This window comes from Streptomyces sp. GESEQ-35, assembly GCF_017948485.1.
Lineage (GTDB): Bacteria > Actinomycetota > Actinomycetes > Streptomycetales > Streptomycetaceae > Streptomyces.
On record NZ_JAFFSX010000025.1, the window covers coordinates 147,580 to 172,808 of the forward strand.

Sequence of the window (25,229 nt, forward strand, 5' to 3'; positions counted from 1 at the left end):
GCCGTGTCCTCCCATGCCTCCAGGAACCCGGGGGCCAGCAGCCTGTCCAGGCTGGGCAGTCCCAGATCACTCGTAGCGAGAGTCGCCGGGGGAGGCTCCGGGCTGGTCCGCCACGGATCGAACTGCTCGCGCAGCGCCAGGGCCAGCTGCCGGTAGTCATCCGCCTTGCCCACGCTGAACAGCCAGTCGTACTGCTGCCGCGCCCACTGGGGATCCCGGTCCTGCGACGCCAGCTTTTCCCAAGTACTCCTGATCACCGCACGGTGAATGCCTTCCCACGTATTCGCGGCAATTGTGTCAATGACACTTCGGTAATAGTCATGAGTTTCACGCAGCGAACGGATGGAATCGTATTTACGTTCACTGTAGGGGTACGGGAAAACATAGGTATATGCCTCGGAAATAACCACCCGCGGCTGGACCGGACCCCCCCTGTCGTCCGCGCTGGTGTCCCACCTCTCCGGGTGCTGCGCCGCTTCGCGACGGAATTCCTCCTGGATATCGCTGAACGCACCGACATGAAGCTGATAAGGCCGATCCGTCCGCACACCAATGACCTGCAACCACTGCTCCACCGTCAGCAGTCCCCGACCCAGAGCAGGGTCGATCACCATGACCCCAACGGAACCGTCGGGCATACGCACATCCACAACCGGAGCAATATGGTTTCCCCATGTCACCGTTCCCGGTCTGTCACTTGTCGCCCCTATCGCATTGGGCGTGACAACGGAAAGTGTTCCGACCTGCGAAACGGAAATCTTCCGCACCCGCGCGCCCCACTGCCACAGCTTCAGCGCCATCACATGGGCACGGAGCTCACAACCCGTCTCGGGATGGTTGTGCGGCACCGGCAAACTGTTCCATCGGTAATGCTGATACCCCAGCTGCGCCATCATCTGGTACCACGCCTGAGCCTGCTCCCACGCGACCGGCTCCCAGTACGACCCCCCCAGCACATGGCCGATACGGTCCCGATGACTTGATGACTGGAGCACATGCGACAGCTCGTCAGGCAGAATCGAGCCGTATCGATGGAACCAGGCATCGAAAACCGCCCACAATTTCTCCAGGTCCCGGTCCAGCGTCGCGAGGTAGTCCAGAGCGGCCTCGCCCTGACCGGCGGACACCAAGGCGTAGAGATGGTCGGTGAACTGCTGCACCTGCGGAAGCTGCGCGGGGTCCGAATCCGGGGCGACAGCAACACTGCCCACGCCGTGGTTGCTCGCGGAGAAGACGTGCGAGTAGCCCAGGCCGCTCAGCACCGACTGGACATGGCCGCTGTCCAGCCTCCCCTCGCTCACCGCCCGGTCCAGCAGCTCGGCAGGATGCGAACCGGTGAGCTGCTGTACGGCAATTTCGAACGCCGGTGTCGCCGTGGAACCCGCAAAAGACGCCCGCTGATTGAGCAGCCCGAGCAACCGCCCCACGTCGACCGGCCGGCCCTCGATGGCCCCGGCGAACTGTTGCGCCGAGTACTCCTCCATGTGCTGCAACTGCTCGGAACTCACGCCCTGCGGAGGCGCACCGCCGAGGGTTCGGGACGGATGCCCGGGCTCGATGACGCGGTCCTTGCCGTCGCGGACCTCCGTCACCATGATCTGGGCGATCTGATCCGCACGCTGCCACGACCACAGCCTCTGCGACGACGGATATTTCGCCACCAGTTCGGCCTCACGCTGCAGCGCGGTTTCCGTGTCCACCGGCTTGCCGCGCCAGTGATTCCGGTTCAACTCACGATTGACCGCGTCGCGCAAGTCCTCCTCGATCTCGGTGGCCGACATCGGCACCCGTACGCCGCCGCCGGCCTTCTCCTCCGCGGGAGCAGGGGGCGCCGCGGCTGTGGTGAACGGCCTGGCCTCGGTGCCGATCCGCTGCCCTGGAGCGGGCAGGGGCGCCGACGCCTGCGCCGAGGACTTCCCCGCGGGCGTGGAACCGGCCCCGCGCACGTCGGAGCCGAGATCCCGCAGCGCCAGCAGGGTCTGTCGCGACAGCCCCTCCGTCAGGCGTCGCACGAAGTCCTCGCTCGCCCCGTACCGACGAGCCAGCTCCATCAGCCAGTCCCGCGCTTCCTGGTCCGGTGCCGGAAGAACCACCCCGGGCTCCGGTGCGGTCTCGCCCTCCGGTCCCGCTCCGGTGACGTCGGCGGCCCCGGCCGGGACGAGCGTCTCATAGTGGTCCTGGCCGTTGTAGTAGACGTGGACCGCCGGTCCGGTGGCGTCGGGGTCGAGACGCCAGGTGAGGAAGCCGCCGCTCCCGTCCGGCTGTACGAGCACGAGGTTCAGGCCCAGCGAGCGGGCCAGCAGCGAGGGCGCCTCGTCGTAGAACGGCGACTGCCACAGTTCGGCGGAGGCCAGGGAGTCCTCGACGAGCTCGCCATAGCCGGTCGAGGCGAAAGCGGCGCGGTCCTGCTCGACGGTGTACGGCAACGTGGCACGGATGCGCCGCCACTGCGCGTCCGCGGCGTCCGCGCGCGCGTCGCCGCGGGGGGCGCGCAGCATGTCCAGCACCTCGGCCCGCAGGGTCTCGGCCTGGGCCTGTTCGGTCAGCTGTTGCCGCCGTTCGCCGAGCGTCGGCTCCGGCGCGGGCCGGACACCGGGCAGGAGGGCCCACACTGCCCCCGTCGGGAGGTCGGCCAGCAGTTCCCGGTCCTCTGCTTCGGCGGCGAGGCCGAGCAGTTGGTTCCGGCGCCGGGCATCGGCCAGCTGCTTGCTGATCCGGGCCCGCTGCTCGCGGGTGAGCTCGGGGGGGCTGGTACGGCCCAGCAGTTGCAGGAGGCTCGCCAAGTGGGGGAACCGGTCGTGGACGAGCGTCTCCAGCGGATCCCGGAGGGCGTTCTGGGCGCGGACAGCGGCGGCGTTCTCGGAGTTCTTGTACCACCGGACTGCGTGAGCACGCACCTCCTCCCTGCTCAAACCGGCGCCGTACGCATCGGGCTGCTGCGCGGCGAGGCTGCCCCGCACGGCTTCGACCAGGCAGTGCCCGTCGGGCCGTACGGAGAGCACGGCGAACGACCGGCCGTCGGCCGCGACCCGGCGCCGTGTATCCGTGTCCGTCGCCCCTTCCGGTGCGGGGCGCGGTTTGAGGGCTTCCTTCGCGCCCTCGGGGCCGGTGGCCGGCAGCGCCACCACCGGCGCGGGCGTGGGTGCCGGTGTCACCGCGACCGGGGGTACCGGTGCGGCGGGAGGCGGCGGGAGGGCGGCGCGGGCCTGCGGGTGGTCGGCGGCGCGGGGCACGGCCGCCAGGAAATCGTGGCCGCGCTCGTAGACCGTCACGGCGCGCGCGGCGGCGGTCTTCGGGTCGCCGAAGGTCTCGAACGTGCCGTTCTCGTGCACGAGCGTGAGGCGTATCCGGTTGATCCGCGCGAGCAGGTCGGCGGCCTCCCGCGCGGAGCCCGCGTCCCAGTGCCCGGCGCGGTAGAGGTGCGTGCGGATGAGCTTGGCCCGCTGGCCGGCGTCCGGGATCAGCGTCGCGGGCAGCCGACCGCCCCTGCGGTCGAACTCCGCCTCCTGCGCCGGGGTCAGGACGACGCCGGCCTCCCGCAGCTCCTCCCGGGTGAAGACCGCGCGGGGGTCCAGCGTGGCGCCGGCGCGCAGCGGGTGGGGGGCCGTCAGCGTACGCGTACGCAGTAGCGCGGTGGCCCGGGCGAGGTCGATGGTGTCCGATCCGGCCGCCGCTGCGAGTGCGCGGACCACCGCCTCGTAGAAGCCGTTTCCGGAGCCGGTCGGCTCATGCAGGTCGTGCACGCGGCCGTCGGGTCCGGTGAGCGTCCTGGGGTCCGTGGCCGCGTCGAACTTGGGCTTGCCGGCGCTGCTCGTCCCGTTCAGCGCATCCCAGGTCCAGGGGCGGTGTTCGTGGGCCGGGCGCGCGTCGGCCGGGGGCGTCGGCGCGGGCGGGGCCGGCACGGACGCGGCCGGCCGCTCCGTCATGTCCTGCGGCAGCACCGCGCGGTAGTGCTTGCCGGTCAGGTGGAGCACCACGCGGGGTGCGTCAGCGGGGAGCGGCTGGGTCGGATCCGGGTCGTAGTCGAGGAAGCTGCCGTCCTCCAGGACGACCCGTACGCCCTCCCCCGTCAACAGCGCCGCCAGCGCCGGGAGCACGTCCGCCGCGCCGTGGTCCCAACCCTGGTCCTGCGGGGCGTCCGCCGGGCGGCGCAGCTGCGCCGCGGCCAGGCCGCGACGCTGGGCCGCGTTCAGCGGACGGTGGGCGCGCTCGGGGACCGGCTGGTCTCCTGCCGAGTGCGGGATCACTCCGAGCGCGTCGAACTCGCGGCGCTGCGGAGTGTCGGTGCCCAGGTCGAGTGCCGCGCCGTCGAGTTCGGCGGCGGTGAACACGTCCCGCTCGTCCGGGGCGAGATAGGCCAGCAGCGGGGAGTCGTCGGGGAGCCCGTCCAGCGCATCCGCGAGCCGGGCCTGGAGCCCCTCGGCCTCGGTTGCGGCTTCGAGTTCGGGCAGCGCGGCCCCGGTGAGCGTGGCGTGTGCCTCGGAGAACGCGCGGGCGAAGGACCTGCCGTCCCTGGGAACGTCCTTCAGCCAGTGCCCTGTGCCGTCCGGGGCCAGGAGCGCGGCCGCGCCGTCGGGGGCATCCTCCGGGAGGGGCAGCGCGGTGTATCGCGCCGGCTCCTCGGGGATCGTCGCCAGCCCGCTGGGGCGTGCCGCTCGCGGGCCGGGCCGTGCCGCACGGGCACCGGGCAGCTCCGGCTCCGGCACCCCGCCCCGGGTCGGGAATGCGGCGTCGACCACCGGGTCGGCGGGGAGACTGTGCCAGCGGGTCAACCGGTCGGTGGCGGCGCGCACTTCGTGGAGGGTTTCGGCTGCGGACTCGGCGCGAACGCGCTGCTCCTCGATCTCGCGCAGCCGGTCTTCGACAGCCTTGTTGGCATCGCCCACAGCGACGGCGGCGGACTGCACCCGCTGCTCGGCGGCCGAGAGGTCCGCCGCCGCCCGGGCCAGCCGCGCGTCACGGGCCAGGATCGCCTCCGCCATGAGCCGGTCCCGTTCGTCCTGCCGCAGCAGGGCGACCAGGGCGTCGGCCTCGTCCTGTGCCGTACGCGCCTCGGTGACCGCCTCATCGGCGGCCCGTTGACGCGCGGCGTCGGCGTCCGGCGCGAGCTGGAGCCCGGCCTGCAGCGCGTCCCGTACGGCCTGGGCCGCCTCCGCCTCCACCTGGAGGGCGGGCTGGAGCCGGCTGGAGAAGTCGGCCGGCAGTTCGGCGGCGGGGGCCTCCAGTACGCGGTCGGCGGCGGCCACGGATGCCTCGAACTGCGCCCTGGCGCCCCGTTCGGCAACCCGGAGGACGTGCTGGAGCGCGTCCCGGCGCCGCCGGGCGGCGGAGCGCTCGGCCACCGCCTTGTCGACGGCGTCCCGCAGGTCCGGCAGTTCCCGGCGCAGCGCCCAGTACGCCTTGTCGGCCGCGGCCCAGGCCTTGGCCGCCTTGCCGGCCTCGTCCCACGCCTCGGCGACCTTCTTGGGGAAATTCCCGTCGGTGATCAGGCCGAGATTGCGGGCGACGTCCTCACGGACCCAGGCCACGACCACGGCCTGCGACTCGACGGCCTGCGTGCCCGGCTTGACGCCGCCGAACGGCCCCATCAGGTGGTCGCGGGCCCACTTGGCGACCGAACTGTCCTTGAACTGCCGGTCGGTGTCGGCAACGCTCAGCCAGTCGGTCGGAATGGCGAACGCGAAGGCCCGCCCCGTGTTGGGTTTGATGTTCAACTGGTGGGTCTGCTCGGGGGTGTTCTCGCCGGCCTCGCCCTCGTTGCCGTCCACGCCCGGGCCGATGCCGCCGGGGTTGTTCCTGCCGGTCGGATCCATCAGCAGGGTGGGGAAACCGCTCGGATCGGTCGAGCCGCCCTCGTCCAGCGTCACCGTGGAACCGTCGCTGGCGACGTACCGGACCAAGGACTCCATCCGGGAGCCGTCGGTCACCGCGAGGAGCTGAGCCTCCTCGAAGTGCGGACGGATGTACTCCGTGAGCGTCGCCTTCGAGCCGTCCAGCATCGTGTTCTCGGCCAGCCCGGCGGTCTGGTAGCCCCCGGGCCCGGATGCCTGCTCGAGGAACGCGCTGAGGGCGCGGCTCCCATGGCCGTCCTCCAGCGTCTGCGCGGAGCCGGTGCCCTCCGCGGTCAGCGGGGTGATGCGGGCCTTGCGCAGCGCCGACTCCAGTTCCTCGCCCTCGAGTTGCGCCGAGACGCCGGCGAGCCGGTTGTCGAACGCGCTGGCAAGGGCGAGGACGCCGGCCTCGTGGACGTTCTCCGCCCCGATGACGGTGCGGGCGTGGAAGCCGTTGGCGGGCACCGCGAACGGCTTCTTCGTCCCGTCCGGCCACTGGATCGACCGCCAGGCCTCGACGCCTCCGGCGGTGTTCGCCGGGTTGGCCCGCCCCTTCAGCACGTTCATGACCGGCGGCAGGGCCCCGATCTGCGGCAGGCGCAGTGGGTCGTCGGGGTTCTCGGGTTCCGCGCGCATCAGGCTGAGCGGGACGAGGTCGTGGAGCACGCCGGCGTCGTCCTCGTGCGTCACTCGGCGGGAGTCCGGGTTGCGCGGCTCGCTCCCCTTGGAGCGACCCATCTCCAGGGTGAAACGGACCCGGTAGTGCGTCGCGAACTCGGCGTGCGGCTCCACTGTGAACATCGTCCGCAGCCGGGCCACCGTGGCCGTGGAGGATTCGAGGAAGCTCTGTTGCCTGGTGCCGGTCCCGGTGAGCGCGGGGCCCGCCGCCCGCACCGTGCTGTCGCCGGTGTGCACCGCCTCGTTAGCGAGCAGGCCGGCATCGGCGCCCTTGGCGGAGGTGTCCGAACCGGTTCGGGTCTCGGTCGCCCACAGGTGGTCGCGCAGATCGGTCGCCGGCCAGAGCCGTTCGAAGGTCTGACCATCCTCGACCGGCACCAGCTGCACCCGGATGCGTACGTTGCGGCCCCCGATCCGGGCCCGCTTCCACCCCGGGCCGCCGATCCTGGCGACGGTGGAGGGGCCGGCGTCCGCCAGCTCCTGGCGCAGGGCGCGGGTGAGCCGGCCCGAAGCGAGCCGCCTGATGTTCTCGCGGCTCTCGTCGTCGATGCCCAGGTCCCGCAGCTTGGCCTCGAATCCCTCCAGGGCCGCCGCGGTGTCGAGGCTGTTGACCGTGTGGATGGCGAACGGGTGCTGCCGGAACCAGCCGGGCTGGGTCCATTTCCTGCGCGTGTAGGCCGGCCCCGCGCCCAGGTCGTCGCCGCGCACCAGGCCCATGGAGAGTGCGATGCGCTCGGGCACATGGCCGAGCCAGCCGCCCTTGACCAGCATCCACTTCCCGGCCCAGTCGTGCAGGCTGCGGAAGGCCGACTTCAGCGGCGAGAGGGGACCGAGGTTGCGCATCTCGGCCGCGAACTCGTGCCGGACGTCGCCCGCGGCCAGCACCGAGTACCCCTTGTCCAGGCGGCCGACCTCCGAGGTCACCGTCCGGCTGACGAGAGCGCTCTGTCCCTTCGAACGGAACCACGGCGTCAGGTGCACCCCGTAGTTGCCCGTCGACGTCGTCTGCGAGGTGCCGTGGCTCTCGCTGTAGATGACCGTGGCACCCGCCCGCTGGTTCCCGGAGCTGCCTTCGAGGCCGGAGGCCTTGATGTTGCTGCCGACGCTCACCTCCGTGTCCATCCGGCTGGGCCTGGTCAGCCCGCGCAGCCCGGTGACCCGTACGCGGTGGACGGTGCTGAAGAGCCAGTCGATATAAGGGCCCTTGGCCATCAGACCCGTGTTGCGCGAGCCCATCGGACCCGTGCTCTGGTCGAAGTCGGCCGTCAGGTACTGCGGCTGCTGCGTCCGTGCCGCCGCGTCGTGAGGAGCCGCCCCGGTGTGCGTCAGATTCCAGTTTCCGTGCGAGGCCTCGTCCAGCACTCCCTTCATGATGGCCTCGTCGTGGGGGGTGGCCACCACGGACATGGTCTGGTGCGGGATCTTGTCGAGCGGTCCCAGCCCCGACTGCCGGCCGGAGTCGGCCGACGGGCGCCCCCGCACGAGCTCCCTGGCGCGGGAACGGGACATCGACCCCTGCTCGACCCGGCCGGGCCCCCGGTAGGGGTTGTCGGCACCCGGGGCGTGCGGGTCCCGCTCCGGGCTGTGATCGGAGGGGACGCTGAGCAGCACCCGTCCGGTCACGGCCGGCACATCGGACATCCCCCCGATGAGATCGGTCTGCTCCTCGCCGAAGACGAACGGCTGGGTGCCCAGCACGCCGAGCGAGAACAAACCGCGCAGCCAGCCGCGGAACCGCCAGTAGCCGCCGGTGCTGACCTTCAGCGCGATGCCGTAGCTGTACAGGTGGCCCGGATCCACGGTGGCAGTGAGCGGGTCGAGGGAGGCGACGATGCCGTATCCGGACTCGACCCGCCGCTGCCAGTTCGCGCGGTAGCCGACCTGCGCCGTGCCCGCGTGCAGAGAGGCGACGTTGTCGTCCGTGAGGTCCGCGTCCCGGAGGGAGAACATCCCCTCCACCCCGGCCTCGGATCCCTGAACGCCGGACTGCCCGCCTTCGACGGGGGTGCTGCCCGGCACACCGCGCCGCAGGACCGAGTCGGCGTGGCCCTCGAAGCGCCGGTCGAACAGCTCCGCGTCGAGCCAGATGTAGCGGCGGTCACGGGTGAACCGGCCGGGCTCGACCAGTGTGATACGCGCCCCGGTCGTGGGCAGGGGCTCCAGGTTCCCGACCAGGGAGTGGTGGGAGAGCGCGTTGATGACCTTGAGGGTGTTCTCCAGCACCGTCTGGTAGTGGCCGTGATTGCGCCACCTGCTGTCGTCCGGATCCCCGAGCTCGTCGAGTGTGGCGACCATCCGGGGGTACTTACGGGAGACCGCGCTCAGGACCTGCTGGGTGAAGGCGTCCACCATGGTGTTGCCGGCGCCGTCCCGGTAGCGCCCATCGGCGAAGAAGAACTGCTCGGCGCGGCTCATGCCGAGGGTCGGCGGGCTGTTCTCGGTCAGATAGGCGGGCGCGTACGGCTCCTTGCCGTTCCGCTTGGCCAGCGTCGTCCCGTCGTCCATGCCGGCCAGGCGGCGGGCCTCGCCCTGGGTCATCCGGTCGAGGCTCCAGGTGCGGAAGGCACGGGCCTCGGTGTCCCCGGTCTTGCGGATGTAGACGGTCTTCTCCACCCGGTACAGCGCCGTGGGGGTGGACTTGGCCCGCCCTGCCGCCTTGACCTCGCCCGTGCCGCCGGTGACCATGGTCCGTCCCCGGGCGTGGGCGAATCGCGCGCTGGGCCCGAGCCGCAGCCGGGGCTTGAGCCGGCTCACCCAGTCCGCGAGCGCGTCGGCGACGCCGAAGGTCGGCAGGTTGAAGACGAGTCCCGCGGCGGCGCCCAGATCCGTCTTGTACGTCTTGCCCTGCTTGCGGGTGTTGATGATGCCCAGCTGGCCCAGGTCACGGATCTCGGCCAGATCGGTCTCCGAGGCGAGTACCGCACGTCCGGGGACCATCCGCTCGACGACGAACGCGCCGAGCGGAGTGCCCTTCTTGTCGTCGGCGAACAGCTGCGGCCCGGCCACCATGGAGGGCGCCAGCCGCCGGGCGTTCTGCTGGAAGTTCTCAGGGGAGAAGAACCCGCCCAGGTCACGGTAGGCCCCGGTCCCCGGCTCGGCGCCCACCCTGCCTGCCGCCCAGTCCCGCATCTCGGCGGTCGGGCCGAACGCCTCCGTGACGACCAGCCGGTAGTCCGACCCGGCCCCCAGCGCCATCCGGCGCGGTGTGCGGGTCCCCTCCTTGCCGGGCGCGGTCACGCTGTCCGGCAGCCGGGCGGCAAGGCCTCTCCACACTCCGAGGCCGAAGTCGACGTCGCCCGCCGCCTCACGTGCGGGGCGAGCCCGCCACGGGGTGCCCAGCACCCCGCGCTTGGCGGGACGCGGCGGCAGTGCGTCGGTGACCTTCACGTCGTAGTAGACGTCGTCGAGGTGCAGGTGGGAGTGGTCCACGGTGCGGGTCTCGCCGTGGTGCATCACCCGGTCGTTCATCGTGTAGGTCAGGTCACGGGACCAGCCCAGCCGGGTGGAGATCCTGCCGAACGGGGCGACAATCTCCTTCAGCGGCCCGATGGGGGCGCTGGGCGTCAGCTGCCGGGTCTGGCTGACTGTCTTGGTGCCGCCGGTGGTGGTCTGGCCGCGGTGGACGATGTCGGACCTGGTGGGCCCCTTGCCGTCGTTGAACCGCTCCCAGGCACCGTAGTTGCGGATCTTGACGTGCAGCTTGCGCAGTCGGCCGGACTCCGTGCGGTAGAGGAATTCCCGTCCTCTCCCGGCGAAGGAGGCCGGCCGCTCGGCCATTGCCTGCTGGACCCTGAGGAACACGTCCGCGCGGATGTCGTCGCTGTGCGGCGCCTCCGAGCGCCGGGCTGACGGTCGCGCGGACGGCTGCTCCGGCCTAGTTTCCCGGTCCGTAGAGTCCAGCTCCGTACGGATGCCCTGCACGACCTGGTCGGTGCCCCGCAGCCGCGCCTGGCCCGGGCCGAAGGTGAACAGGCTGTCCTCGTCGTGCTCTTCCTCGGGTGAGAAGGGCAGCAGGCCGTCGGCGTAGCCCGGAATCCGGCTGTCGTCGGTGAACGTACTGGGGCCGGGGAACCGCGGCGGCGGCGCCATCTCCCGGTCCATCCGGGCCGGTCGGCGCTCCTGGAGTTCCTCGTCGATCTGCGCCCCGGGCACCCTGGGCCGGGGGGCTCGGGCGGGCGGCACCGCGGGCGACTCGGCCGGCGACTCGGCCGAAGGAAGCGGCTCCGGGTCCCACAGCGCCCGGAAGTCCTCCCAGAGCTCGTTCTCGGCGACCGCGCCGTCGGTGGCGTCACTGCCCTCGTAGCGCTCGTCGCCAGAGTCCTGAGCGTAGGAAGCGAAGTGGAACAGCTCGATCGTCCGCTCGGCATCCGCGGCGCCGACGGACTGGTGCGTCCGGAAGTCGAGCGGCCCGACCTCGCCGTACGGCCCGGCCCGGAACACGTCGAACCGCACATCGAGAATGTGCGCCAGCAACGGCAGGAACGCCTCGCCTTCCTGCGAGTCCCAGTGATCCGACCAGTCCATGACCACGGTGACGAGAGCGCTCAACTCATCATCCTGGAGCGGCTCATGACGCAGCAGCAGGTCGGCCAGCTCGCCGCGCAGTCCCTCGTCCGTCGCGAGATCGCTCTCCTCCGGCAGAACGACGCCGAGCTCAACCAGCCTCGAGACCAGTTCCGGCAGCTCCATCCCGGCGACGCGTTCCGCGAACGACTCCTCCTCCAGGGCGCTCAGTCGGTACTGCACCAACATCTGACCGGCACCCCGGCCGCGGCCCCGCGCCAGCCGGTACGTGACCATCTCGCGGATGGCGGCGAGCACAGCGGCGTACGGGGTCGCCGCCAACTCCTCTGCCCGGCCTGCGAGATCGCGCCGCACCCGAGCCGGATCCGACAGCCACACGTACGCCGCCGGGTCGCGCTCTGCCAGACCCGGCACCCGGTCACGCAGCAACCTCGGGCCGCTCGCCAGCACGGCCGCCAGCAGGCCGTCGCCGCCTTGCGGGACGGACAGCCGGGTGCCCTGAGGGCGAGGCCGACGGGCGGCCTCGCCGTACGGGGACAGCCCGGACTCGGCGGGCCGCGCGCGGGGAGCCGTCGCCGACGTGGTGTCCGCCGTCTCCTCGGCCACTTCCGCGGCCCGGTCCGGCTCCGGGTTCCCGGATTCCACGGACGCGCTGTGGCTGATGACCGCCGCGGCAGGACTGCTGTGCGCTCCGGGCAGAGGCGGCGGGGTAGTGCGGATCCAGTCGTCGTCGGCAGACGTGCGCGCCGGGTCGGCCTGCATGGCGAGCATGGTCCACTTGTGCGGGCCATGGCTGTTGGACTCCAGCCGGGCCGGGTGCGCGGGCGTCAGCACGTTCCGGGCCGCGCCCTCCCGCGCGGCCACAGCACTCTCCAGTCCGGTCCCCGCCGCCGTACCGAACAGCTTGACGGGTACCGCGGTGAGCGGGCTGTCGAACAGCAGGTGATCGTCCCTGACGAGCGCCGCGACCTCTTCATGCGGCACCTTCAGGCGACCGCCCGGCAGGCTACCGCCGGGCAAGTCGATCTCGGTGCCATCCCCGTCCTTATCGGCCAACAGCCAGTAGTGACCGTCTCCACCGAGCCAGCGGATCTCGGTGTTTGTGTAGGTGCCGTCCGGTGACACACGGTAGCCATCGGCCAGCAAGGGGTCCGCCAACGGGCGGCCGGTCAAGTTGCGGCCCACGCTCTGGCCCGTGGGCGAGAGGATCTCGGTTCCCTTGGAGAACGCGCCCATCAGATCGAGGTGGTAGGCGGCCATGTCGACGGGATCGTAGAGATTCCGGCCGATCATCGCCCCGGCCGACATCAGCGACAGCACCCGCTCCAGGACCTCGTCCGTCACCGGACCGCCGTCGCTCAGGTGCAGAATCCGGGCCGCGGTGCCCTCCGGATCGGTGAAATCCGCCCAGGCACCCAGCGCCTTGGCCAGCCCCCAGAACGCCACCTCCCGCCTCGCCTGCCCCGGCGGGGTCTGTGTCCGCGGATCCAGCAACCTTTCGACGGCATCTGCCGAGAGCGCGGAAAACCTTGCTGCGGCGTCATCGAGCGTGGTGAGGGGCACGAAGTCGTGCAGGGACACCCGTCCGGAGGTGTTCGCCCGAAGCTCCCGCGCCGCCTCCAGCGCATCCTCCACCTCGGCCCGCATCTCGTCCACGTCCTCGAATGGATCCGCCGCCCGGATCGGCCTCCCCTGCCGTTCAAGGAAGGAGCGCACCACGAAGTCGAGCAGATCCAGCGTGAACGGCCCGGCCTCCGCAAGCGGATCTTCCCGGCGCATCCGCTCCAGCGCCGAGATTCCTGCCCACAGCTTCTGGTACGTCCCGTCTGGGTCGTCCCGGTCGGCCTCGATGCGATGGCCGAAGACGTAACGCAACGCCCACACAAGATCCAGCGTCACCAGCACGTCGCTGTCCGGCACATCCTCCGGCACCACCGCGTCCGAGAACCCCGCCGTCACGGCCAACCGGCGCAGCACCTCCGGACCAGGCTCCGGCAACAACTCCTGCACCGTCCCGCTCTCACCTTGGACGGTCGTCGCGATGCCTTCTATGGGCCTGCCACGTGCGTCGAACGCCATGAGCTGCGGCCGGTCGAAAGCGATTACAAGGTGGTCGGCCGCGGTGGCGGTCTTCTCCGCCTCCGTTCTCTGCCGCAGCGGATTGGGGACGAACGGCGAGGGCCTGCCATCGTGCCGGCTAACGAGCCGACTTCCGTCCCAGCGCGCGTTGGACCAGCACCCCGGAATCACGATCGGGTGGTTCTTATCGAGCGCCTGCACACTGGGACGGCGCTTCAGATAGCCCCCGAGCTGCTCGCCGGAAGTGGCCCTGGAACGGTTTGTGATGTCCACCACGAAGTAGGCGCCCGGCAGGGCGTGCAATAGGAATACATATGCGTTCCGCCATGTCCGCAGGCGCTTCCTGGGAGGCCCGATCATGTGATGGGTGACCGGGTCGATGTCGTACAGGGGCCGGTTCTGCACATCCCCCAACCGCCCCTGCCGACTGACCAGGTCATCATCGCTCAGGACGGCACGGTCCCTGGGCCGCCTGGTGCTCGGATCGGTGAAGGTGGTGCTCTTGAGGTGCCGGTCCATCAGCTTCGTGCCGTCCGCCATCACCATGAACCCGTTCCCCGCCTTGGCCCACGCCCCCTGCGGTCCCAGATCGAACGGCATGCTGACGATCCAAACGCCCTCCGGACGCTCCGGCACCTCCTTCGGCTCATGCCGCCCCAGCTTGCTGTTGAAATCCAGTCTCACGGCGCCGCTGTGCGCACTCACCTCACGCGAGAGCCCGAACGCGAGACCACGCGGCAAATCCAAACCGCCGTCCCCCGCCTTCGACCAAACCAGCTTCACCGCCGCCGAGTCGTCCCGCTTGTCCAACTCCCCGTCCATCGCGAGGATTTCGGTCAGTTCATCACCCGGAATCCGGCGGGTCGTCTTGTCCGGCCACGGCGCCACGGCATGATCCCGGCCACCCTCCGCGTCCAGCAGGTACTCCTCGTCACTTCCGGTCATGTCCTGGACCGCCGCGTGCCTACCCTGCAACAGCCCCCTCCAGGTACGGCCTGCCACCGTCCCATCTGTGTTGATCAGCAGATACCGGGGCGAGAGCACCTCACCCCGCGTGACTGCGTGGAACGCCGCCAGCGCCGCCAGGCTCCGGTCGCGGCCCTCCGCCTTCGCCTCGGCCACGACCGCGTACAGCTCGGCACGCGCCGCCGCGTCCACCGGCGCGGAGGGCTCCAGATGCAGAATCCGACGGGCCAGGGGGGCCGGATCAAACGCCCCCTCCTGCAGGTCCGGATCGGCCAGCCGTAGCTGGTCCAGGCGGGCGACCGCCACGGTGTCGGAGCGCAGCTGGATGTCGACCGTGACCCGTCCCAGGCCGCCCAACGCTGTAGTCCCTTGCGGCCGTGTCCCCTCGCGCACCTCGACCGTGAACACGTCCGACCCGTCGAGGTGTCCTCGGAGCGCCTGGGCGACCGCCCTCGCGCGCTGCCCGGCTATGCCCGAACCGGAGGAGTGGCCATCGTCTCCATACCCGGTCACCAAGAGGCGCGGGCCGGGAACACCCGCCGGGACGTTCGGCTCGGAGGCCTCCGCGATCTCCCGCACCAGCTTCGGTATCCGCTCGAGCTCGAAGGAGGTGAGCTCGTAAGCCCCGCCGGTGAACCTGAAGCTCGGCGACGCGGGCAGCAACGCCCCCGCCGGTCCCCAGCTCGGCGGCGTACCCGGCAGCACGGAAGCGGTGGCGGAGCCGACGGTGGCGGGCCCGGCGACGGCCTCCGCATCGGATGCGGTCGTCGCGGGAAGGGGACGCCCCGTCGACCCCGGCTTCCCCCTCGCCGACGCGGATGTGCTCGCGGGCGCGGGGGCCGGACCCTCTGCCTCCGTGCCCGCGTCCGGTGCGGTGACCGGCGCGACGGACACCGGCCCCGCCGCGGTCGGCACCGAGCCGTGCGCCATCGACACCACCGGCGCCGACGTGGCGGCGCTCGTCGGCACCGCCTTCCGGGGAGCGGCCGACGTCTGCTCGGGCCCGGTCAACGTGGACGTGAACGCCCCTTCGGACGCGGGAGGGGCCCCGAGATCGTCCCATGTGGCGCTCGCGGCGTCGACCGGCGCCCGGACTGGGACGACGCGTGAAGCTCCTGATGCCGCGGGGCGCGGTGGGTCGCCCTGGTCGGGGGTCACCATCCCCCACAGGTCCGCCACAGCCGCCTGCTGACCGGGCTCCAAGTACACCGCGACGGTGTAGATGCCGGTCGTCTCGTCACGGTGCAGCCCGACCGGCGCCGTGGAGGCCCACGTCTTCTTGCCCGTGTTGCGTGCGAACTCGCCCGGCAGACTGCCCCTGATGGGATCGTATGGGGATCCGGACGGCATGGCCTCGGGACTCACCGCGATCAGCGGGGTGGTCTCGGGCCGCTTCCGTACCTCCGGGTCGCGGTAGGCCAGATCGGCGAGTTCCTCGTACGGCCTCAGGTCGCCGTTCACCAGATACACGAAGGGCGGCGGTCCACCCGGCAGGTGCCAGGGGGCGCTTTCCGTCTTGATGGGTACGTACGACGTGCCGTCGGGCGCCAGTACCATCACCGTGACGACGCTGGGATCGAAGCTCCCGGGATCGAACGGCGCGTCCCCGGGGGACCGGCCCCACACCTGACCGTCGGGGCCGCGCAGCAGCGTGGCCGGGGACAGCGCTCCGGCCCGCTCCAGGCCGTAGGAGGCCAGCTCGTTGGCATCCTGGGCGTTCCGGCCGGCGGCGACCGCCCTGCGCACGGCGTCGACCGCGTCGTCCCACCGCCCCGGATCCGGGCTGGACAGGTGCAACATCTCCGCCGCGAACGCACCGCGGTCGACGCCTTGTTGGAGCAACCGCTGGGTCTCGACCTCCGCCCACAGCGTGCGTGCCCACTCGTCCTCTCCGACCGGCGTCGTGACGTCGAAGTCAAGGACGTCCCTGATCTTCCGCTCCGAGTCCGGGAAGTCGTGCAGCCACGCCAGCGCCCTGGTGACAGGCGGCAGTGGTAGCCAACCGGTCAGCGGGCTCCTCCTCTGTCCGGCGCTCCTGCCCTCCGCGGCCAGGAGCAGGCGCCGGTAACCGTCGCGCAACCGGTCGGCCGGTGACAGGGACTGCGTTCCCTGCCCGCCTTGCGCGGGTTCGCGGCGGTTGTGTTCCTGCACGAGGGTCTGGAACAGCTTGATGGTGAACTGGCCCGTACCGGGCCGGTCCAGCGCTTGGTCGGCCTTGCGCATCGACTCCAGTGCCCCGATGCCGCGCCACAGCTTCGGGTAGTCCGCCCTCTTCGCCACGGAGGCGCCGAAGACCCGTCGCAGGGCGTATACCAGCTCCAGCGTCCGGGTCAGCGTCTCCTCGGACACGGGCCCGGTGTGGAGGTCCGCCTCGCGCGCCAGCTTGACGAGCGCGTCGCCCTCCGGCTCGGGCTGGAACTCCTCCCAGTGCAGTTCGTGACCACGCTCGTCCGAGGCCACGCCGAACAGCAACTCCTCTGAATTGGCCGTGCGTAGGTGACGGTTCTCGTAGTACACCGCGTACGTCTGCCGGCGGTTCTTGGTGGAGACGTGCTGGGCCTCGGGCCGGTCCGCAAGCAGGTTGACCACGGCCGGTCGCGCACCGGAAGCCGGCGGGTTCGGCAACGTGTGATCCGATCCCCTGGGCATCGCGGCGCCGCAATTCATCACCACCAGGGGGCACTCCAGGGGCAGCCCGGTCAGCGCCACCTGGCGCGCGATCCTGCGCCCGGTCTCGGGGCCTTGGGTCTCTTCCACCCCGTCCGTGGTGTACCAGAACGTGAACCCCGGCCGACCGTGGACGCCCGCAAAGATCGCGGGGAGCTGCCCGGCCCCGGCCCCGGCCCACGGCACCGGATTCAGGCCACCCGAGACCTCCCGGCCCACGCGGCGGATGAGATACGACCTCACCTCGGCGACCCGGCGCAAGCTATCAGTGCGCTTCCAGCCACCGTCCGGCTCGGCGGCGAGGTTTATCGAGATGAAGCCGATGAGGCGGTGGTCCGGGCCGCCGAGCGGGAAGGTGATCTCCTTCTGGTTCCAGTCGACCACGTCGCCGCTCAGCAACTCGGCCGCTGCACGTATCGTGGCCGGATCCCGCAGTATCCAGCTCCCCCGAACGCCCTTCTTCTCCTGTGCACTCAGCCTGAGCTCGGACCGCTCGGACCCAGCCCACTCCTTCATACCTTGCGTCGCCCATACCTCCCGGTCGTACTTGCCCACGAGCCCGTCCTGGACGTTGAGGTTCCGCGCGATGGCTTCGTCCATCGCCAGGAGGACGGGAAGCTTCGGCGGCAATTGGGTCCGCATCGGGTCGAACGTCATCAGTTCGGTGAACACCTCGGGGGGCACGACCGGCTTGAACTCCGGGCGACTGCCACGCACCTCGATCCGCTGCCCCCCCTGGTCGGTGTCCGCGGCGAGGAGGTACGCGTCCGAGCCCCACGGGCTGGGACCGGCCTCCGCGACGAACGACGTACCGTCCGCGCGGTGGATCTCCGTCGCCGTCTTGCTCAGATCGAGGTCCTCCGGCACGCGCCGCGCTGTCCAGTCCCAGCCCCGGGGACGCTGGGCGGTGCCACGGAGATACCGGGGCTCGAACACCCCCTGGCGCACCAGATGGACCGCGGACAGCACGGACAGCTTCCGTGCCCCCTGGGTCCGCGGGTCCATCGCCACCTGCAGCAACTCGCGTTGATGCTGCGGTGTCACCGGTTCGCCCGGCTTCAGCATCAGCACATGGCGGGTCAGCGCGACTATGTCGAGCGGCCCGGCCCGCAGTGCTGGCACCTGCGCACGCAGCCTGTCCAGCGAGGCCAGGAGGGCCACTCGCTCCGTGGTCGGCTGCGAGGCGCCCGGGGGCCGTGGGTCGTACAGCCCGGAAAGGATCTCCTCGTAGTGCCGCGCCGCCGCCTGCGGCGTCAGCATGGCCGCGGGCGCAGGCCCGGTAGCGGGCACGGGCCCCGGCGGGGGCGCGTTCGTCGGCGCGTCGGCCGGGGCAGCCGAGAGGTCGTCCGTCGGGTCGCCGGCCAACACCTCGACCACCGGCAGTGTGAACACCCGCCGGGACGGACCGGCGGCAGCAGGCACCTTGATCGCCCGCAGGGCCGCGTCCGCCATCGGTGCCGGCCGCGGATCCAGCGACCGAGTCCGCTGTCGCGCAGAGGTGACCGGGCCCGTTTCCACGGGCGGATAGGACTCCTGGGCAGGCGGCGGTACAGCGGGGCTGGTGGTGTCGTCCGGGGCGCGGTCGGGATCGCCCGACACGAGGCGCCCCTTGCCCTTGCCCTCGATGTCCGACGACATGGTGGCGATCCGGGCCGGGGGAACGACGCCGGTCTCGGCCAGGCCCAGGTCCGCGCGGACGGTGTCGAGGAACGCCGGGGCCGGGGCTGGATCCGGGGTCAAGTCCCCGCCCCGGCTGTGCGTCAGCAGCTTGCCGGCGACCGGCCGGACCGCGTCGCGGAAGGTCTCGCCGCCGTGGTGCGAGACGACGGTCGCCCAGGTGCGGGCGAGATCCTCGGGGGTGGCGTCCGCCGGGGCCGAAGCGGCGAAGTCCGCGTACGCCTCCTGCCAGATCCGCTGAGCCACCCGGTCTGCGATGGCCTCGAGTTGCCCGCTCCAGGGGCCGGTCCGGGCCATGAGGAGCCGCGCCTGGTCCAGCGGCGTCAGGCTCGTGGCGTGCATGGGCAGCGTGCCGTCGCCCATGGTGGCGAGGACTTCCTCTTCCGGATAGCCGGCCGCCCCCAGTTCGGCGGCGCTTACCGTCTCGTCCGGATCGAGCGGCGAAGAGTCGCCGCCCAGGTCCTCGGCCGTCAACCGCTGGGCGAGCCACCGGCGTTGGGCGTCGTCCGTGGGCCCCGGGATCTCGGAGCTGTCGACGCTGGTGAAGCTGGACACGGAGCTCGTGTCCGAGAAGTCATCGAGGTCGCTGGAACTGCTCTGGGACGAGACAGAGCTCGTCTCCGAGATGTCGTCGGCGTGCGGGGCCTGCTGTGCGTCCTGCTCTGCTTCCGGACGGGAGACAGGGGATTGCGGCTGTTCTGGGACGCGGTTGCCCTGGCCACCGGGTTGCTGATTCCCCGGCTGATGACTGCCCGGCTGCTGGCCCGCCGGCGGCTGACTGCCCGGTGCCACCGGCGCCTGGGGTGCGGCGCCCGGCGCAGGGGTCGCGCCCTCCTCCTCGGGGTCGAGCACCGGGTTTTGGCCGGACGTGTACGGCTGGCCCTCCGGGCCCGCGCCGCGCCCCTGCGCGGGGGGCTGAGCACCGTGCACGCCTTCCGGAGCCTTGGCCCCGGGGCCGGGGTCCAGGAGGTTCTTGTCGCCCTTCAGGTCGGCCGCTTCCGGGTCGACGCCGCCGGGAGGGGACAGCGGGCCACCGTCGGCGCCCTGGCCCTCCGGCAGGGGGTTGAGGACTTCGCTCTCCGGGTTGAACATGTCGACGCCGCCCGGAGTGCCGCCGACGCCCTTGCCCAGGGGCGGGTTGACGTTCGGCACCTGCGGAACCTCGCCCGGCGAGACCCGGCTCACGGTCCCGAAGTCCGGTACGGGGTTGTTCACGGGCGGCGCCACGGGCGGGGGCGGGTCGGCCGTGTATCCGGGCTGTCCCGGCTGTCCTACGTCCGAGAAGTCTCCCTGCGGCGTGTACGGCGGCGGAGAGTCCTGCGAGTACGGCGGCGGAGGGGCCTGCGGGGTGATCGAGTACGGCGGCTGCTTGTTCCCGTTGAAGGCGCTGTTCGGGGACGAGGTCGTGGGCAGCGTGTCGGGCGATACGGGGGGAGGCGTGACCGCGGGGTCGTTGGGCCCCGTCGCGGGGGCGGGAGCCCCGTTCACGCCTCCTCCGGCACCGCCCGGCGCATCCGAACCGTTCCAGCCGCCCGGGCCGTTCAGATCGCTCTGCCGGAAGCTGTCGTAGTAGAACTTGGTGAGGGCGTTCCCGTTCGGGAACGCGCTCTGGTGCAGCCCGATAACGCCCTTCGCAAGACCCGATTCGATGCCGTGATGCACGACGCTGCTGAGCCCGGCGCCCCCGAAAGTCTGCCAATCCCATTCCCGGACGCCGTGCAGCCACCACCGACCGAGGTACTCGGCCAGGGACTCGCCGAGCCCTTCGGCCACGAAGATCTGACCGACCTCGTAGACGGTTTCCGGGACCGGATCCGGCTTCCTGACGAGATGGTCGAAATCCGGATTGTGCAGCCACTTCTTGTCGTTGAAGAAGTCCTCGCCCAACGTCTTGACGAGGTCTTTGTCGATCTTGGTGAAAACGTCGGTGTCGAAGATCTTCTTGAAGATCTTCGACATGCTGTCCTTGACGAGGTCGCCAAGCCCCATGAACCAGTGGGTGAACGCACCCATCAGGCCGCCGATCACCGCATCGTCCTTGATCGAGTTCCAGTCGACCTTGTCCAGCCGTCGATCAGGCTCGGGGAGCTCCATCTGGAGCTTCTGGACGGCGTAGTTCTGGAGCGCCTCCTCGATTGCCTGGAGACCACTCGGCATGACCGGCACGTAGCTCAGCAGCCGCTGGAGCGCCATGGTGATCCCGAGCGCGGCGCGCGCCCTGGCCGCCGCCGCCGCGGCCAGGGACAGTCCACCGGTGAAGTACGACAACGCGGCGAGCACCGCCAACTCGATGATCAAGCTGACGACCTCGGCGTACATCTGCCAGTCCGCCTGCTGGATCTGCTGGGACTGGGTCACCTGGTTGTTCGAGAGCGTGATCAGCTCGTCGTACAGCTGATCGAAGATGCTCGTTCCGCCACGCCGGCCGGTGAGTGGGCCCATGGACTCCTCGAAGGAGTCGGCCACCTCTTCAGGAAGCTCCTCGGCGATCCGGGTCACGGCGTCCTGGATCTTCTCCTGAAGTTCCGTGTACCCCTCCCTCGCGTGGTCGTACACCAACCTGGCGGCGAACGCCGCCTCCGCCACGCCATCGGGCGGCATCTCGCCAGTAAAGGAGAAGAGCACGCCCTTCTCTTCATCGGTCCAGCGCCAGTTCTCGTACTTTTCCAGCATCTAGCGCTTACCGCCGCCGGATTCGTCCTGGAAGGGACTGTTCCGCTCTGCGTCGCCGATGAGGTCTTTGGCGTCGTTGTTGGTCTTCTCGATATTTTCTATGGTCTCCGTCAGGTTGACGCCCGTTGTTGCCAATTGCTCAAGGATGAGCGTCCTGATGCTCTCCAGGGATCGATTCGTCTCGTCGTACTGCGGTTTCACCTTTTGGCCGTACTTGTCGTCCCCCATCCAGCCTTCGACGTCCTCTAGGTCACCACGGAACCTCGCGCCGAGATTCTCCGCAGTGCTCTTCGCGCTGTCGAACCCGCCGTCGAGGGCCTGCTTTGCCTTGGAAGTGTTGACTTCGAACGTGCTCATGCCCTGCCTCCCCCAGCCGGGTCCGTGTCGTCCTCGTGGATCTCGTCCCACAGCTGGCCCCGGCTGCGCCCGCCGCCCGCGCGAGGCCTGTCGGAGAGGGCAGAGCCGAAGATCCGCTCCCAGTCGATCTCCCCTCCGGACAAGCCCGGAATGTGCGGATTGGGCTGCGTCAGTGGCTCGAAGGCCTCCATGACCCGCTCCGCGATCCGCCTGCGGCCCTCGGCGGCGGCCTCCAGCACCGAGGCCGCGAGCTGCGGCCCTGCCATGCCGGCGAACTTGTTGTCAGGAAAGACCAGTCCGGTCAGTTCGCCCTGCGGCCCGACGGTGACCTCGACGGCGCGGTCCTTGGAACGCACCGTCTCCGAGGTGGACATCAGATCCTGCTCGGCACGGGCAATGGCAGCTTGGGTCGCCTCCAGATGGGCCCGCGCCTTGGCCATGCGGTCCTGCATTGGTTCCTCAGTCTGACCCGCCATCACGGCCTCCGTTCACTCGTCGCTCTCTTCGTCCGGTCGTCGTTCATCGCCCGATGACCGCCGGTGCGCCACCCTCGTCCGAGCCCCACACGTCCTCCTCCTCCGGCGCCCACACATCGCGCGTGCGGTCGCTGCTCTGCGTCTGCTGTCCCTGGTCCCCCTGTCCGGCACCCGCGCCCATCGGCGGGACGAAGGGGGAGTTGCTGCTCGTGTTGACCGCGGGCTCGCGGTGGTCGTAGCGCCTGTTCGCCGCCCGGCCGTTCCTGGCCGCCTGCCGGCGCTGCCTGAAGATTTCTGCGGCTTCGACGAAGTTCCGGGTGCGCTCCGAAGGGCCGCCTTCGCCACCCCCGCCCGCACCACGGCCGCCCATCATTCCCGGGCTCATCGGCATACCGCCCGGCATGCCTCCGCCGCCCTGGCCCGTGTTGCCGATTCCGCCGAGGTTGTTCTGCCCGTCTCCGCCCTCGGACTGCGGGTCGTACTGCTCCTGCTCCTGGCCCTGTTGGCTGCTGAACTCGCCCGGTCCGCCCGCGACGTCCTGGGGGACCTGCTGCGAGAAGCCGTTCCCCTGGCCGCCGTTGAGATGTCCCGTGGTCGTCGTGCCGTCCGGGCTGGTCATCGTGGTGGCGCCGGTCTTCGGGTCCACCGTGGTCGTGCTTCCGTCCGGGTACTCGGTCACCACCTGGCCCTGCGAGTCGAGGTGGGAGACGCTGCCGTCGGGGTTGGTGAACACGTCGCCCGCGTTCAGCGGTCCGGAGGAGGTCGAGCCGTCGGGCTCGGCGACGGTCACGGTCTGGGTCTCCGGGTCGACTGTGGTCCGGCTGCCGTCCGGATACTCGGTGACGACACGGTCGTGCTCGTCCACGTACGAGTTGCTGCCGCCGGGGTTCCTCAGTGAATCGTCGCCGTTGACCGGGCCGGTGATCTCGTTCTGACGCTGCTGCTGCTCATCCAGGTACTGGCTCTGCTGCTGTTCCTGCCTGCGCTGGTACTGCTCCTGCTTGTGCTCCTGCTCTTCGCGGATCCGGTCCTGCTTCGCCTCCTGCTCCTTCTGCTCCTGCTCCTGCTCCTTCTGCTGCTCTTTCTGCTCGGCCTCCTGTTCCTTGCGCAGCTCTTCCTGTTCGGCTTCTTGTTCTTCGCGAATCCGGTCCTGCTTTTCCTCCTGCTCCTCCTGGCGCCTCAGGTCCTCCTCACGCTGCTTGTCGGCCTTGGCCTCCTGCTCCTCGCGGATCCGGTCCTGCTTCACCTCCTGCTCCTTCTGCTCCTGCTCCTGCTCCTTCTGCTGCTGCTCCTGCTTGGCCTCCTGCTCTTCGCGGATCCGGTCCTGCTTCGCCTCCTGCTCCTTCTGCTCCTGCTCCTGCTCCCTCTGCTCCTGCTCCTGCTCCCTCTCCTGCTCTTCTTGCTCGGCCTCCTGCTCCCGCTCCCTCTTCTCCTGCTCCTTCCGCTGCTGCTCCTGCATGGCCCTCTGCTGGGCCATCTGCTGGAGCTGCATCTGCTCCTGCCTGCGCTGCTGCTCCTCCTGCTTGGCCTCCTGCTCTTCGCGGATCCGGTCCTGCTTCGCCTCCTGCTCCTTCTGCTCCTGCTCCTGCTCCTTCTGCTGCTGCTCCTGCTTCGCCTCCTGCTCTTCGCGGATCCGGTCCTGCTTCGCCTCCTGCTCCTTCTGCTCCTGCTCCTGCTCCCTCTGCTGCTGCTCCTGCTTCGCCTCCTGCTCTTCGCGGATCCGGTCCTGCTTCGCCTCCTGCTCCTTCTGCTCCTGCTCCTGCTCCCTCTGGTACTCCTCCTGCTTCGCCTCCTGCTCCTTGCGGATCCGGTCCTGCTTCGCCTCCTGCTCCTCCTGGCGCCTCAGGTCCTCCTCACGCTGCCTGTCGGCCTTGGCCTCCTGTTCTTCGCGGATCCGGTCCTGTTTGGCCTCCTGCTCCTTACGGATCCTTTCCTGCTCCTCGCGGTACTCCCGCTCCTCCTCACGCTGCTTGGCGGCCTCTTCCTTGGCCTCTTTCCTGGCTTCCTCCTCGGCCTTTTCGGCGTCCTTCTTATCCTTGTACGCCAGGTCCTCCTGGAAGGACGTCTTGAGGTCGTCGCCACGCGGCGGGCGGATTTCTCCAAGCCCGGTGTCGCCGATCGCCCACGCGTTCTTCACGTTCCGCAGAGAATCCTCTGCAGTGGTGCCGAGATTCTCCCGGACAGAGTTCCACCACTTGTAAATCGCCTCTTGGCCGATTTTCTTCCAGGTGTCCGGACTGTCGAGGGGCCCGTAGTTATACCCGGCAAGGTCGTAGGCCTGGTCACTGAATTCGGGGTTGGCGTAGACCTCGTCAACGTCTGGGCTATAGCTGTAGCTGCTGCCCTTGTTGTCACTCTGTTTGCTCCGCACCGATATCGAATACAGATTCGTACTCCCCAGGTGGAACATGATCTCACACAGAATTGAATGCAGATGGCTCAGCGGATTGCTGTCCCACATGTTCCAGAGTTCCCACGCGTTGAGCATGCTCTGGGCTTCACGGCGGAGCGCTTCGCCGGCTTCAAGGATCTTCTCGCCCTGCCGCGAGCCCCCGCGAGTTCCTTGCACGTCTTCATAGAGACGTTCGTAGCGATTAACCAGCAGGTGTACCAGGTCCCACCAGATTCCGGCCGCGGTTCCTCTCCACTTGTCATTCTCGACCTTGCCGAAGAGCTGCTCCCACTCCTCCAGTTCAGCCTTCCGCTTGTATGCGAAACTTTGAAAACGGTCGAACGCAAGAGCAGTAGTCCTGAAGGAATTCAAATCTACGGGATCCGAATCCGGAACGGCGGCTCCACCCCAGGCGAAGTCCTTCGTCGTGGACTTCCTCAGCAATTCTTGGAGCGCATGACCCGAGCCGTAAGCGTACTGGTTGAGCGCCTCGGTGCTCCACGTACCCGAATCTCCGAACTTTCCTCCACCCGCACCCTCGGGGAGTCCCTCTCCATAGTCGCCAAGCATCTTAATCTTGGCTCTTTTGGCTAGGATCGCGCCCCCTTCTTCCTTGTAGAAAGGAATCAGGATATCCGTTTTGACGACGCGCCCCATGTTGTCGCCCACCCAGTCGAGATCGTCGTCGTAGAAAACCTCGAGCGGGTTGTCGGTCGCCTGGCTGACGTCCTCGAATTCAACGGTCATCAAGGGGATGTCATCGTCGCTCTTCAGTTCATCGAAGACCGTTCCGATGTCCGGCATTTTGTAGCCGGTGAAGTACCCGACCGCCCTCCCCCATGAATCCTTGTCCTTGTCCAGCGGCACCTGCTCTTCGTCAGCCATGACGGTCACTCCCAGGTCAGGGGG

General features: G+C 69.8%; 4 protein-coding genes (1 of these 4 running past the window's edge). All 4 read right to left on the reverse strand.

Annotation, left to right across the window (positions count from 1 at the left end; translation table 11 throughout):
* Tightly spaced (at most 43 nt apart), the 4 genes in view from KCH87_RS50230 to KCH87_RS36615 form a layout consistent with a single transcriptional unit that may run on beyond the window.
* Positions 1-21,095 carry the beginning of a lonely Cys domain-containing protein gene (locus tag KCH87_RS50230; RefSeq protein WP_210592168.1) on the reverse strand. Its footprint begins 22,618 nt before the window's first position, so 21,095 of the gene's 43,713 nt are visible here — the first part of the coding sequence; its start codon is at positions 21,093-21,095; its stop codon lies beyond the left edge, outside the window.
* Entirely contained in the window at positions 21,096-21,452 is a 357-nt protein-coding gene (locus tag KCH87_RS36605; protein WP_210592169.1) for a hypothetical protein, read from the reverse strand.
* Positions 21,449-21,928 carry a YbaB/EbfC family nucleoid-associated protein gene (locus KCH87_RS36610; RefSeq protein WP_247197341.1) on the reverse strand — a complete coding sequence of 160 codons (480 nt, stop codon included), beginning with the start codon at positions 21,926-21,928 and terminating at the stop codon, positions 21,449-21,451. The genes KCH87_RS36605 and KCH87_RS36610 overlap by 4 nt, the downstream gene beginning before the upstream one ends.
* A 43-nt stretch (positions 21,929-21,971) precedes the next feature.
* Positions 21,972-25,205, reverse strand: coding sequence for an AAWKG family protein (locus tag KCH87_RS36615; RefSeq protein WP_210592170.1), 3,234 nt, complete (start codon positions 25,203-25,205; stop codon positions 21,972-21,974).
* Positions 25,206-25,229 lie beyond the last annotated feature (24 nt).